The sequence below is a fragment of the Roseococcus sp. SDR genome (assembly GCF_019083995.1).
GTDB lineage: Bacteria > Pseudomonadota > Alphaproteobacteria > Acetobacterales > Acetobacteraceae > Roseococcus.
Map to the genome: position 1 here is coordinate 29,234 of NZ_JAHRCU010000013.1, position 13,221 is coordinate 42,454.

The 13,221-nt window shown below is 67.8% G+C and carries 11 protein-coding genes; 10 read left to right on the forward strand and 1 reads right to left on the reverse strand.

Features of this window, described 5'->3' with window-relative positions:
* Window positions 1–14 precede the first annotated feature (14 nt).
* From KTR66_RS15185 to KTR66_RS15200, 4 genes are all read left to right on the forward strand, one after another.
* Window positions 15–1,190, forward strand: coding sequence for an isovaleryl-CoA dehydrogenase (locus KTR66_RS15185; RefSeq protein ID WP_213613868.1), 1,176 nt, complete (start codon window positions 15–17; stop codon window positions 1,188–1,190).
* A gap of 141 nt (window positions 1,191–1,331) precedes the next feature.
* Window positions 1,332–2,936: a carboxyl transferase domain-containing protein gene (locus tag KTR66_RS15190; protein WP_213613870.1), complete on the forward strand. Its 1,605-nt coding sequence runs from the start codon at window positions 1,332–1,334 to the stop codon at window positions 2,934–2,936.
* 5 nt (window positions 2,937–2,941) lie between these two features.
* Entirely contained in the window at window positions 2,942–4,918 is a 1,977-nt protein-coding gene (locus KTR66_RS15195) for a biotin carboxylase N-terminal domain-containing protein (RefSeq protein ID WP_305799136.1), read from the forward strand.
* A 169-nt stretch (window positions 4,919–5,087) separates the two neighbouring features.
* Window positions 5,088–5,267, forward strand: coding sequence for a hypothetical protein (locus KTR66_RS15200; protein WP_213613874.1), 180 nt, complete (start codon window positions 5,088–5,090; stop codon window positions 5,265–5,267).
* On the opposite strand, the gene KTR66_RS15205 is transcribed toward KTR66_RS15200, so the two are convergent.
* Window positions 5,268–6,599, reverse strand: coding sequence for an aspartate aminotransferase family protein (locus KTR66_RS15205; RefSeq protein ID WP_213613876.1), 1,332 nt, complete (start codon window positions 6,597–6,599; stop codon window positions 5,268–5,270).
* A 97-nt stretch (window positions 6,600–6,696) separates the two neighbouring features.
* Here KTR66_RS15205 and KTR66_RS15210 point away from each other — a divergent pair, with 97 nt between their 5' ends.
* From KTR66_RS15210 to KTR66_RS15235, 6 genes are all read left to right on the forward strand, one after another.
* Window positions 6,697–7,803, forward strand: coding sequence for an FAD-binding oxidoreductase (locus KTR66_RS15210; RefSeq protein ID WP_213613878.1), 1,107 nt, complete (start codon window positions 6,697–6,699; stop codon window positions 7,801–7,803).
* Window positions 7,804–7,861: 58 nt separating this feature from the next.
* On the forward strand, window positions 7,862–9,364 hold the full coding sequence (locus KTR66_RS15215) for a murein L,D-transpeptidase (RefSeq protein ID WP_213613880.1): 1,503 nt from the start codon (window positions 7,862–7,864) through the stop codon (window positions 9,362–9,364).
* 3 nt (window positions 9,365–9,367) lie between these two features.
* Window positions 9,368–9,976, forward strand: coding sequence for a DUF882 domain-containing protein (locus KTR66_RS15220; RefSeq protein ID WP_213613882.1), 609 nt, complete (start codon window positions 9,368–9,370; stop codon window positions 9,974–9,976).
* 3 nt (window positions 9,977–9,979) lie between these two features.
* Window positions 9,980–10,267, forward strand: coding sequence for a (2Fe-2S)-binding protein (locus KTR66_RS15225; protein WP_213613884.1), 288 nt, complete (start codon window positions 9,980–9,982; stop codon window positions 10,265–10,267).
* A complete protein-coding gene (locus tag KTR66_RS15230; RefSeq protein ID WP_213613886.1) occupies window positions 10,264–11,634 on the forward strand; it encodes an NAD(P)/FAD-dependent oxidoreductase in 1,371 nt (456 codons plus the stop codon). Before KTR66_RS15225 ends, KTR66_RS15230 begins: the two co-directional genes overlap by 4 nt.
* A gap of 222 nt (window positions 11,635–11,856) precedes the next feature.
* Complete coding sequence (locus KTR66_RS15235; protein WP_213613887.1) at window positions 11,857–13,179, forward strand: AAA-like domain-containing protein; 1,323 nt, start codon at window positions 11,857–11,859, stop codon at window positions 13,177–13,179.
* Window positions 13,180–13,221: the final 42 nt, after the last annotated feature.

Here is a 13,221-nt window from a genome sequence, read left to right on the forward strand (position 1 = left end):
GAGGAAGCAGTCAGGTGATCCCCAACACGAACATCCCCAGTCTCGATTTCGGCCTCGGCGAGGAGATCGACGCCCTGCGCGACAGCGTGCGCGGCTTCGCGGCCGACCGCGTGGCGCCCATCGCGGCCGAGATCGACAAGACCGATGAATTCCCGCGCCATCTCTGGCCGGAGATGGGCGCGCTCGGCCTGCACGGCATCACCGTGGATGAGGAGCATGGCGGGGCTGGCATGGGCTACCTCGCGCATTGCGTGGCGGTCGAGGAAGTGAGCCGGGCCAGCGCCTCCGTCGGCCTCAGCTATGGCGCGCATTCCAACCTCTGCGTGAACCAGCTGGCGCGCAACGGCAATGCCGCGCAGAAGGCGAAGTATCTGCCCAAGCTCATCAGCGGCGAGCACCTGGGCGGGCTTGCGATGAGCGAGCCGGGCGCGGGCTCGGACGTCGTCTCCATGAAGCTGCGCGCCGAGAAGCGGGGCGACCGCTACGTGCTGAACGGCACGAAGATGTGGATCACCAACGCGCATTACGCCGAGACGCTGATCGTCTACGCCAAGACCGACCCGGAGGCCGGACCCAAGGGCATCACGGCCTTCATCGTGGAAAGGGGGATGAAGGGTTTCACGCCCGCCCAGAAGCTCGACAAGCTCGGCATGCGCGGCTCGCCCACCTCGGAGCTCGTCTTCGAGGATTGCGAGGTGCCGGAGGAGAATGTGCTGGGCGCCGTGAATGGCGGCGTGCGCGTGCTGATGTCGGGCCTCGATTACGAGCGCGCGGTGCTGGCCGCTGGCCCCTTGGGCATCATGCAGGCCTGCCTCGATGTGGTGGTGCCCTATATCCATGAACGCAAGCAGTTCGGCCAGGCGATCGGCGAGTTCCAGTTCATCCAGGGCAAGGTCGCGGACATGTACACGCGCTTCAACGCGGCGCGGGCCTATGTCTATGCCGTGGCGCGCGCCTGCGATGCGGGCAAGACCACGCGCAAGGATGCGGCCGGCGCCATCCTCTTCGCCGCCGAGGAAGCCACGAAGGCGGCGCTGGATGCCATCCAGATCCTGGGCGGCAATGGCTATATCAACGAATATCCGACGGGCCGGCTGCTGCGGGATGCGAAGCTCTATGAGATCGGCGCCGGCACGAGCGAGATCCGGCGGTTGCTGATCGGGCGGGAGTTGTTTCGTGAGACGGCTTGAGACCCAGGGGGCTTTGCCCCCCGGACCCACCTGCAGGGGTGAAAACCTGCGTGGTTTTCACGTTCCCTGCACCCATATTTGTTCGGAGATGCAAGAACCTGAGGTTCTTGCCGGGGAGTTTGAGGGGCGGAGCCCCTCAAGATGACCACCATCAACCCCCGCAGCGAGGAATTTCGCGCCAACGCCGCCGCCATGCAGGCGCTGCTCGATCAGCTCGCCACGCGCACGGCCGAAGCCGCGCTGGGCGGCAGCGAGGCGGCGCGCGCCAAGCACACCGCGCGCGGCAAGCTGCTGCCGCGCCAGCGTGTCGAGCGGCTGCTCGACCCCGGCGCACCCTTCCTGGAGCTCTCGCCCCTCGCCGCCAACGGGATGTATGGCGGCGAGGTGCCGGGCGCGGGCGTCATCACCGGCATCGGCACCGTCTCGGGCCGCGCCTGCGTCATCGTCGCCAATGACGCGACGGTGAAGGGCGGCAGCTACTACCCGCTGACGGTCAAGAAACACCTCCGCGCGCAGGAGATCGCAGCGCAGAACAACCTGCCCTGCCTCTATCTGGTGGATAGCGGCGGCGCGAACCTGCCCAACCAGGACGAGATCTTCCCCGACCGCGAGCATTTTGGCCGCATCTTCTTCAACCAGGCCAATATGTCGGCCGCCGGCATCCCGCAGATCGCGGCCGTGATGGGCAGTTGCACCGCCGGCGGCGCCTATGTGCCGGCGATGTGCGATGAGGCGGTGATCGTCCGCAACCAGGGCACCATCTTCCTGGGCGGCCCGCCCCTGGTGAAGGCCGCGACGGGCGAGGTGGTGAGTGCCGAGGATCTGGGCGGCGGCGATGTCCATACGCGCCTCTCCGGTGTCGCGGATCATCTGGCGGTGGATGACATGCATGCGCTCGGCCTGGTCCGGCGCATCGTCGCCAACCTCAATGCCAAGGCGCCGCCCGTGCCGCCGCATGCGCCGGTGGCGCCTCTCCACGCGCCGGAGGAGCTCAATGGCATCATCCCGCGTGACGTGCGCCAGCCCTATGATGTGCGCGAGGTGATCGCGCGCATCGTGGACGGGCCAAGTGACGGATCATGGCTGGACGAGTTCAAGCCGCGCTACGGAACCACGCTGGTGACGGGTTTCGCGCGCATCTGGGGCATGCCGGTGGGCGTCATCGCGAACAATGGCATCCTCTTCAGCGAGAGCGCGCAGAAGGGCGCGCATTTCATCGAGCTCTGCTGCCAGCGTGGCATTCCGCTGCTGTTCCTGCAGAACATCTCGGGCTTCATGGTGGGCCGCAAATACGAGACGGGCGGCATCGCCAAGGATGGCGCGAAGCTGGTGACGGCGGTCGCCACCGCGCAGGTGCCCAAGATCACGGTGATCATCGGCGGCAGCTTCGGCGCCGGGAATTACGGCATGTGCGGCCGTGCCTATTCGCCGCGCTTCCTCTTCGCCTGGCCCAATGCGCGGATTTCCGTGATGGGTGGCGAGCAGGCGGCGAGCGTGCTGGCGACCCTCCGGCGGGACAATCTGGAGGCTGCCGGACAATCCTGGAGCGCGGAGGAGGAGGAGGCCTTCAAGGCGCCCATCCGGGAGAAGTACGAGCGGGAAGGGGACCCTTATTACGCGACGGCGCGGCTCTGGGATGACGGCATCATCCCGCCCGCCATGACGCGCGATGTGCTGGGCCTCGCCTTCAATGCGGCGCTGCACGCGCCCATCCCGCCCACCAGGTTCGGCCTGTTCCGGATGTGATGGCCATGTTCAGCAAGATCCTGATCGCCAATCGCGGCGAAATCGCCGTCCGCATCATCCGCACCGCCAGGCGGATGGGCATCGCCACCGTCGCCGTCTTCAGCGAGGCGGATGCGAACGCGCTGCATGTGCGCGAAGCGGACGAGGCTTACGCGATCGGCCCGGCGCCGGCCGCGCAATCCTATCTGCGCGGCGAGGTGATCCTGGAGGTGGCGCGGCGCAGCGGGGCGCAGGCGGTGCATCCGGGCTATGGCTTCCTGTCGGAGAATGCGGATTTCGCGGAAGGCTGCGCGGCCGCCGGCATCGCCTTCATCGGCCCGCCCGCCTCCGCCATCCGCGCCATGGGCAGCAAGGCCGAGAGCAAGCGCCTGATGGTGGCTGCCGGCGTGCCCACCGTGCCCGGCTATCACGGCGAGGCGCAGGAGGAGGCGCTGCTGGCGGCCGAGGCCGCGCGCATCGGCTTCCCCGTTCTGATCAAGGCGAGCGCGGGTGGCGGCGGCAAGGGGATGCGGCCGGTCTACGCGGCCGAGGATTTCGCGGCCGAACTGGCTGGCGCGCGGCGCGAGGCGCTGGCCGCCTTCGGCGACGGGCGCGTGCTGATCGAGAAATACCTCCAGCGCCCGCGCCATGTGGAGGTGCAGGTCTTCGGGGATTCCCACGGCCGTGTGACGCATCTGCACACGCGCGACTGTTCGGTGCAGCGGCGCCACCAGAAGGTGCTGGAGGAGGCGCCGGCGCCTGACCTTTCCGACGCGCTGCGCGCCACGCTGCACGAGGCGGCCGAGAATGCCGCGCGCGCGGTCGGCTACACCAATGCCGGCACGGTCGAGTTCGTGGTGGAAGGCGAGCACGCCTATTTCCTCGAGATGAACACCCGCCTGCAGGTGGAACATCCGGTGACCGAGATGGTCACGGGGCTCGATCTGGTGGAATGGCAGCTGCGCGTGGCGGCCGGCGAGGCGCTGCCGGCCCATTGGCCGCCGCCCGCGCAAGGCCATGCGATGGAGGTGCGCATCTATGCGGAGGAGCCGGAGCGGGATTTCCGCCCGGCCACCGGGCGCCTGCGCAAATTCGCCATGCTGGATGAAGGCGCGCGCTTCGATACGGGCTTCACGCCGGGCGACGTGGTGACCGCCGCCTATGACCCGATGCTGGCCAAGGTGATCGTGGCGGGGACGGATCGCGGCGCCGCGCTCACGCGCCTCGCTGCGGCGCTCGATGCGCTCGAGATCGAGGGGCTGGGCAACAATGCCCGCTTCCTGAGCCGGCTTGCGCGACATCCGGCGTTGCGCGCGGGTGAATTGGATACGGGCTTCATCGCGCGCCACGCGGAAGCCTTGCTCACGCCGCGCGGGCCGGCGCCGGAACGCGTGCTGATCGCGGCTTCGGCGGGCCTCGCTGAGCTGGGGCGGCGCGCTGTCATGGCCTCGCCCTGGCTCGGGCGCGCGGGGTGGCGCCTGCAGGGCTCTGCCGAGACGGTGGAGGCCTGGGAAGACGGCACGGGCCCCCGCCGCATCACCCTGCAATGGAGGCCCGAAGGCCATGCCGTCGCGGTGGATGACGGAACAACGCAGACGGTCCGCGTCAGCGGTGCAGGGGAGCGGCTCATGCTGCTCCAGGGGGATGCCGCGGAGGCCTTCATCCTGACGGCTGAGCCAGATGGCTGTACCCTGCGGATGGCCGGGGAGACCTGGCGCCTTCACCGCCGCGATCCGCTGGCCCCGGCCAGCGAGGATGTGGCGGGCGAAAGCCGCTTGTCCGCGCCCATCCCCGGCCGCGTGGTGAAGCTGCTCGTTGCGGTGGGCGAGGCGGTGACGAAGGGCCAGCTCCTCGCGGTGCTGGAAGCGATGAAGACCGAGATCAAGATCACCGCCCCGCGGGATGGCGTGGTGGCGCATCTGGGCTGCGCGGAGGGGGAGAACATCGAGGAAGGCGTGGAAATTCTAAACCTTGCCACGGAGGAAACTGTAAAAACTCCGTGACTTGTCAAAAAAATACAACCGTAAGGATGTATGCTGGGGGAACGATTCAGCTATTGGTCGCTATTGCATGCTTTTCGGGCGGCCTAATATCCCAGATGGGTCGGGCTTGGCTGCAATGATCGCCGTTTGAGCGGTCAAGCGGTCCAGCCCGTGGGAAAAGGGGATATTGATGATGGTGTCTGAGCAGGAAGCTCCGGCCGTCGCGGCCGTGCCGCGCCGCCCGCCGGTGAATGTGATCAGCCTCTCCAAGGAAGAGGAAGGCCCCGTCAAGGGTGAGTTCTGGGCCCTGGCGCGGGCGCTTGGCCTGCTGATCGGCGCGATCGTCCTGATTGGCTATATCATCGCCTGATCAGGCGGCGCGGGCCAGCAGCGGCCCGCGCAGGTTCAGGAATTCGCGGAAGGCGGCGACGAAGCCGCCCAGGTCGGTCGGCGCCAGCGGCAGGCTGAGCGCCACCATCCCGCGCCGGGCGAGGTAGAAGCCCGCCTCCAGCATGTCCAGGAAGAACAATTCGCGGGCCTGCTCCTCCTCCGGGGTGGCGGCATAGGGCGCCTTGATGGCGCCGGCACGGAAATGCGCCGTCATCATGCTGCCCGCGCCGGTGAACTGCATGGCGACCCCGGCTACGGCGCAAAGGGCGTTCAGCTCGGCCCGCAACGCCTCCCCACGCTGGAAGAGCGCCTCCACCACCTCGCCCCGGAACAGCTCGCCCAGCGCCACGCAGCCGGCCGCCATCGACCAGACATTGTTGTTGAAGGTGCCGGCATGGGGCAGGGCACCGGGGCGATGCGCGTCGAAGACATCCATGATGGCGGCCCGGCCGCCGAAGGCGCCCACATTCATGCCGCCCGCGATATATTTGCCCAGCGTCGTCATGTCCGGGATGACGTTGTGGCGCTGCTGCAGACCGCCCTCGCTGTGGCGGCTGGTCATCACCTCGTCGAAGATCAGGACGGCGCCGGTCTCGGTGCAGGCGTCCCGCAGGGCTGCGAGGAACTCGCGCGTGGCGGGGATGCAGCCGCCCGAGCCCAGCATGGGTTCGACCAGCACGGCGGCGAGCTTGTCGCCCGCTTCGCGGATGGCGGCGATGCTGCCTTCCACGTCGTTGTAGGTCAGGAAGCGGGTGGGCACGGGCAGGTTCACCGGGCTCTGGCCGCTGGCGAAGGTCATGACGCCGCCGTGATAGCCGCCCTTGGCCACCATGATTTCGGCGCGGCCGGTGAAGGCGCGGGCGGCGGAGAGGGCCATGATGTTGGCCTCGGTGCCGGAATTGGTGAAACGCACGCGCTCGATCGAGGGGAAGCGGGCGCAGACCAGCTCGGCGAAGCGGATCTCATTCGCGCCGGCGCCGGCCAGGTTGATGCCGGTGTCCATGGCGGCGCGCGCGACGTCCAGGATGCGGCGCTCGCTATGGCCGAAGAGGCCGGCGGTGTATTCGCCCAGCAGGTCGGTATAGGCGTGGCCGTCCGCATCCCAGAGCTTCGCGCCCTCGCCGCGCGCCATGCTGATGGGGAAGGGCGACCAGAAGAGGACGGTGCGGGTGTTCCCGCCGGGCATGACGCGGCGCGCGGCCTCGTGCAGGGCGGCGCTTTGCGGCCGGGCCGCCGCATAGGTCGCGCGGGCTTCGAGCAGCGCGCCTTCGAGGTCGGAATTGCGGGGGGCGGGGTGGTCGAGCGGGGGCATGCGCGAGCCTGTCGCGAGACTCCGCGCGCCGTCAATCGGGACTTGCCGGGGGGCGCGGCCACGTGCTCCATCGCTCCATGGCGCGGGGGCTTTCGGCATGATGGTGGATGCGATCGTGGTGGGCGGCGGGCTGGTGGGAACGGCCATCGCCTGGGGCTTGCAGCGCGAGGGGCTCGCCACCGTGCTGCTGGACGAGGGGGACCTCGCCTTCCGCGCCAGCCGGGGGAATTTCGGCCTGGTCTGGGTGCAGTCGAAGGGCCTGGGCGCGCCGCATTACCAGCGCTGGACGCGGGCTTCGGCCGAGGCCTGGGAGGGGCTGGCCACCGAGCTTTCGGCCAGGACCGGCATGGATTGCGGGCTGCGCCAGCCGGGCGGCGTGCATCTCTGCCTGAGCGACAAGGAATTCGAGGACCGCGCGAACCGCATGGCGCGAATGAAGGCCGAGGCCGGGAACTACGCCTACGAATACCGCATGCTGGACGCGAAGGAGGTGCGGGACATGCTGCCGGGCCTGGGCGAGCGCGTCGTCGGCGCCTCCTGGACGCCCTATGACGGGCACGCCAATCCGCTGAACCTGCTGCATGCGCTGCATCGCGCCTACAAGGCGGCCGGCGGGCGCTATGTGCCCGAGGCCAGCGTCACCGGCGGCAGCGCCGCGCCGCGCGACTTCCGCGTGAGCACGCCGGCGGGCGATTTCGCCGCCCCGCGCATCGTGCTGGCGGCGGGGCTTGGCAACGCCAGGCTCGCGCCGCTCTTTGGCCTGGATGCGCCGGTGCGCCCGCAGCGCGGCCAGGTGCTGGTCACCGAGCGCACGCGGGAGGTGCTGCCCATCCCCACCACCTCGATTCGCCAGACCGATGACGGCACCTTGCTGCTGGGCGACAGCCAGGAGGAGGTGGGGTTCGACCTGCACCAGACGCAGGATGTGATGGCGATGATCGCCCAGCGTGCTGCCTGGTCCTTCCCCTGGATCGCGCGGCTGAACATCGTGCGCGCCTGGTCGGCGCTCAGGGTCATGGCGCCGGACGGGCTGCCGATCTACGACGAAAGCGAGGAATTCCCTGGGGCTTTCACCGCGAATTGCCATTCCGGCGTGACACTCGCCGCCGCCCATGCCCGCCTGTTTGCACCCATGGTGGCGCGCGGCGCGCTGGAGCCTGGGATGGAGCTCTTCTCCGCGCGGCGTTTTGCGAGCCCGGCCTAGGCCTTGGCGCGATCTTCGCGCTTTGCGGTCGCGCTCTGTTCCGTGTAGAGAACCCCGCATGGACCGCAGAGATTTCCTGGCCGGGCTGTCGGCGCTCGCCGTTGCCTCCGGCACAGCGCGTGCTCAGACCGCCGCGCCCGCCGCCCGCACCATGGTCGCCTCGCCCGAGGCGATGCAGCGGCTCTCCGCCCGCCTCATGCGGCTGGAGGAGGATGGGCTCGACCCCCGCTGGTATGGGCTGAACGCCGGCAACCAGGAAGACCCGGCCGCCATCACCCGCGCCGCCGCGGGCGCGCTGACCGACATCGTCCAGGGCCGCGTCGCGAGCCTGCCCGGCCGCGTGGACCTGCGACGCGATCCGAACCCGGCCACGCTGAACCTCTGGGTGCAGCGCATCGCCGAGGCGGCGGAGCCGGCCGAGGTCATCGACCTCGCCTCCAACGCCACGCCGGACATGGCGGTGCTCAAGCCCGCGCTGGCCGCGGCGCGCGCCCGCGCCACGGGCAGCTGGCCCGGCTTCCCGGTGGGCGGCCGCACGCTCGAGCCCGGCGCCTTCGACGAGAACCGGGTGAATGCGCTGCGCGCCCGCCTCGTGCTGACGGACCCGGTCCTCGCCGCCAATCCCGGCAGCGGCGGCACCTATGACGAGCGCCTGCAGGCTGCCGTCCGCCGCTTCCAGACAGCGGTCGGCACCGAACCCGATGGCCGCATCGGTGGCGCGACGCAGGCCGCGCTGAACCGCTCGCCCATGGCGACGGTGAACCAGCTCCGCGTCGCGATGGACATGCGCCGCGCCCAGCCCGCGCTCTCGGGCGAGCGGCGGGTGGATGTGAACATCCCGGACTACCGCCTGCGGATGGTGGAAGAGGGCCGCGTCGTCATCGAGATGGCGGTGGTGGTGGGCCGCCCGGCCCGCGCCACGCCGATGATCACGACGCGCATGACCTCGGTGCAGTTCAACCCTTCCTGGGGCGTGCCGCAGCGCAATGCGCGCGAGGACCTGCTGCCCCGCCTGCGCCGCGACCCGACGGCGCTGCAGCAGCGCGGCTTCCGCATCTTCGGCCGGGTGGACGGCCAGGTGGTGGAGATCGACCCCACCACGGTGGATTGGCGCGCCATCAACCCGGACCGCTTCCCCTTCATCATCCGGCAGGATGCGGGCGACCTGAACGCGCTCGGCCGCATCAAGTTCAACATGCCGAACAATGACGACATCTACATGCACGACACGCCCGACCGGCATTACTTCCGCCGGGCGGATCGCGCGCAATCCTCGGGCTGCATCCGGCTGGAGCGCCCGATGGATTTCCTGATGGTGGCCCTGGACGGCACGCCCGGCTGGGACCGTGAGCGGGTGGACCGCGTGCTGGCCACGCGCAACACCCAGACGGTGCCGCTGCGGCGCAACCCGCCGGTCCGCCTGTTCTATTCAACCGTCACCGTGGAGGGCAGCGAGTTGCGAGTCCGACAGGATATCTACGGCCTGGACGAGGCCTATGCGCGGGCCATGGACGCCCGCAACCGCCCGCCGGGCATTCCGATGGCGGCGGCGCAGGGCTGAGCCATGCGCCTGTTCCAGCATGCCTGCCCGGCCTGTGCGGCCGGTGATTCCCTTGACTGCCCCAATGACACGGGCGGCCTGACCCGCCGGGGCCTGTTCGGCGCCGCCGTCGGCCTCGGCTTCGCCGCCATGTCCGAGGAGGCCGTCGCCCAGCGCCTGGGCAATGCCGGCACGCGCGCCATCTCCATCCGCCGCGCCCAGACGGGCGAGAGCTTCTCCGGCGTCTATTGGCGCGATGGGCGCTATGACCGCGAGGCGCTGCAGCGGCTGGACCTCGTGCTGCGCGACCCGGGCATGGATGAAGCGACACCCATGGACCCGCGTCTGTTTGACGTGCTGGTGACGGTGCAGCGGGCGCTCGACAGCCAAGACACCTGGGAGGTGATCAGCGGCTATCGCGCGCCGGAGACCAATGCGGCCCGCGCGCGGCAATCGCGCCGCGTCAGCCGCGCCTCGCTGCACATGTCGGGCATGGCCTGCGACAGCCGTCTGCCGGGGCGCAATGCGCTGGGCATCGCGCGCATCGCGGCCGACATGCAGACGGGCGGCGTCGGCCTCTACCGGCGCGACGGCTTCGTGCATCTGGATTGCGGCCCGGCGCGGCGCTGGTAGCCGATGTTCCGGCGCAGCGGCCCCACCGATTGCGAGATCACCTGGAACGGGGCGCCGATCCCGGCGCGTGAGGGCGAGAGCCTGGCGGCCGCGCTGCTGGCCGCCGGCATCGCGCAGTTTCGCGAGACCGCCGTCTCGGGCAGCGCGCGTGGGCCGCTCTGCCTGATGGGCGCCTGCTTCGACTGCCTGGTGGAGGTGGAGGGGGTCGCGAACCGCCAGGCCTGCCTCGTCATGGTGACGCCCGGGCTTTCCGCGCGGACGCAGCAGGGCGCGCGGGAGACGGGGGCGTGAGGGAGATCCCGCTTCTGATCCTCGGCGCCGGGCCGGCCGGGCTGGCCGCCGCCGCCGAGGCGGCTTCCCAGGGCATCCAGGCGCTGCTGCTGGATGAGAACCCGGCGCCGGGCGGGCAGGTGCATCGCGCCGTCGGCGGCTTCTACCGGCCCGACCCTGGCGCGCCCGGCGCCGACCAGGCGGCGGAGGGGCTGGCGCTGATCGAGGCCGCTTCGGCTTCCGGTGTGGAGTGCCGCTATGGCGCGACGCTCTGGGCGATCCAGGAGGATGGCGTCGTCACCTGGTCCGAGGGCGGGGCCGCGCAACAGGCGCTGGCCTCGGTGCTTCTGCTTTGCCCGGGTGCCACCGAACGGCCCATGCCCATCCCGGGCTGGACGCTGCCGGGTGTCATGGGCGTGGGGGCCGCGCAAATCCTGATGAAGACGGCCGGGCTGCTGCCGGAGGGGAAGACCTGGCTGGCGGGGCAGGGGCCCTTGCTCTGGCTCTATGCGGCGCAGCTGCTGGACAAGGGCGTGACGCCGGCCGGGATCCTGGATCTCTCGCCGCCCGGCATCCCCTGGCGGGCGCTGCCGCATCTGCCGATGGCGCTGCGGGCACCTGGCTATCTGCTGAAGGGGCTGGACTGGATGCGGCGCCTCCGCCGCGCCGGCGTGCCCGTGATCAAGGCGCGCGAGGTGGCGGCGCTGGGGCGTGACCGGCTGACCGGAATTTCGATTGATGGCAAGGAGATGGAGGCCGATCTTCTCCTGCTGCATGATGGCGTGGTGCCCAATACCCAGGTGACGCGCGCACTCCCCGGCTGCGCCCATGTCTGGGATTCCGCGCAGATGAGCTTCCGCCCGGTGCTGGATGAGTGGGGCAATACCAGCCTCAACGGGCTGCTGGTGGCGGGCGATGGCGGGGGCATCGGCGGCGCGCGGGCGGCGGCGCTCTCGGGCCGGATCGCAGCCCTGGAAGCCGCCCGCTGGCTCGGCCGCCTCACGCCCGAACAGCGCGACGCCCTGGCCGGCCCGCTGCTGCACCGGCGCAGCGCCGAACTGGCGCCGCGCGCGCTGCTGGACGCGCTCTACCCGCCGCTGCCCATGGCGCGCGTGGCGGATGACACGCTGGTCTGCCGCTGCGAGGAAATCACCGCCGGGCGCATCCGCGCCGCCGTGGCGCTGGGGGCGCAAGGGCCGAACCAGATCAAGGCGTTCCTCCGGGCGGGAATGGGGCCATGCCAGGGGCGGGTCTGCGGCCCGGCCGTGCATGCGCTGATGGCCGAGGCGCGCGGCGTGGCGCCTGGGGCGCTGGAGCCGCTGCGCACGCGGTTTCCGACGAAGCCGGTGACGGTGGGCGAAATCGCGGCGCTGGCCGACGCCGGGTGAGTTTTCCAGGGGCGCTGCCCCTGGACCCCGGAAGGGGGCTCGCCCCCTTCACCCCATGGTGACCCTGCCATCATTTGATATGCCCTGGATTGTAAGTAGGCAGTGCTGTGTTAGGTTTGAGGCGTGGGGCCTATATCCTCGGCACCTTACTGCCCAACCGGCGTTACGTCTTGTCGTCAGCAAGGGTCGCTTGCGTGGTTCTCGCTTGATGAATCTGACATTTTGGCGGAGGTCGATTTGAAGCCAGAAGATCTTCTTCCTGTCAATGTGTTCACTCCGAATGATTATCCACGCCTAACCTACGTTAAGCGTGCGGTCGCGCCTGCCCTTGAGGATCGACTACAGCAAGCGTTATTGACGCCAAAGGAAGTGATTTCTATTTCTGGGCCTTCAAAGAGCGGGAAGAGTGTACTGATTGAGCGTATTGTTGGTGTTGATAATCTGATTACTGTTTCAGGATCAGAAATTTCGTCTACAGCAAGTCTGTGGGATAGAGTGCTGGATTGGATGGGGGCGCCGTCCTCGCGCTCGAACTCTACCGAAGTTTCCTCCATGAGTGGGAAGAGTTCAATTTTGACCGGGACTGCTGGAGTGCCTTTGGTGGCCGGGGGAAGCCTTGCCGCCGGCACTCAAAATAGCGAAACAGATAAATCATCAACCAGCTCAACTCATTCCCGCGGAGGTCTACTTCAAGTACAGAAAGAAATTGCAAATAGTTCATTTTGTGTTTTAATTGACGATTTCCATTATATACCAAAGGAATTGCAGGTTGAAATCGGCAGGCAGATAAAGACGGCAGCTGAACGTGGCATAAGAATGATCGCTGCCTCAGTACCTCATCGCTCGGATGATGTTGTTCGTAGTAATTCTGAGTTGCGTGGCAGAACGCAGAACATTGATACTGAATTTTGGTCGGAAGGAGAGTTGCTGCAGATCGCTCAAGCTGGTTTTTTGGCACTTAATATCGAAATAGACGACCTTATATTGAGAGATCTGGCGCGCAATGCGTGCGGATCGCCGCAGTTAATGCAGCGTATCTGTTTGAATTTATGCGTGCAATTGCAAGTCAAGAATGGCTACATAGTCAAGAGATACGTTTCAAAACATGAAATAAATCTAAAAGAAGTTCTCGCTGTTACTGCTACAAGTGCAGATTACAAGACACTGGTTACAACAATGCATCAAGGTCCAAAAACTAGGGGTGTTGAGCGAAACAAATATAACTTCGTCGATGGGTCGCGTGGTGATGTTTATCGATGCATTCTTCTTGCTATCCAGCAAGATCCGCCTGTAATGGCATTCCGTTATGATATACTTATGGAAAGAGTTAAGGCGGTATGTATCGGCGATTCGCCTGTTGGCCGAGGTGTCACGGAGGCATGCAGTCAGTTGTCAAATTTCGCATCGGCAGATAGAACTGTTGAGTTCGACACTGATGCTGACGTTGAGACGTTTTACATTTCCGATCCCTATTGGTTGTTTTACCTCCGATGCTCGCCGAAGTTAGGGGAGCTTGCAAAGGAACACCACGCAGCTCCGTCGTGAGCCGCCAGTTCTGGGGTGAAGGGGGCCGTGCCCCCTTCCGGG

What these genes read in the sequence shown, in the direction of transcription:
- KTR66_RS15190 (WP_213613870.1), top strand. Translation starts at nt 1,332, where the DNA reads ATGACCACCATCAACCCCCGCAGCGAGGAATTTCGCGCCAACGCCGCC.
- KTR66_RS15195 (WP_305799136.1), top strand. Translation starts at nt 2,942, where the DNA reads ATGTTCAGCAAGATCCTGATCGCCAATCGCGGCGAAATCGCCGTCCGC.
- KTR66_RS15200 (WP_213613874.1), top strand. Translation starts at nt 5,088, where the DNA reads ATGATGGTGTCTGAGCAGGAAGCTCCGGCCGTCGCGGCCGTGCCGCGC.
- KTR66_RS15205 (WP_213613876.1), bottom strand. Translation starts at nt 6,599, where the DNA reads ATGCCCCCGCTCGACCACCCCGCCCCCCGCAATTCCGACCTCGAAGGC.
- KTR66_RS15210 (WP_213613878.1), top strand. Translation starts at nt 6,697, where the DNA reads ATGATGGTGGATGCGATCGTGGTGGGCGGCGGGCTGGTGGGAACGGCC.
- KTR66_RS15215 (WP_213613880.1), top strand. Translation starts at nt 7,862, where the DNA reads ATGGACCGCAGAGATTTCCTGGCCGGGCTGTCGGCGCTCGCCGTTGCC.
- KTR66_RS15220 (WP_213613882.1), top strand. Translation starts at nt 9,368, where the DNA reads ATGCGCCTGTTCCAGCATGCCTGCCCGGCCTGTGCGGCCGGTGATTCC.
- KTR66_RS15225 (WP_213613884.1), top strand. Translation starts at nt 9,980, where the DNA reads ATGTTCCGGCGCAGCGGCCCCACCGATTGCGAGATCACCTGGAACGGG.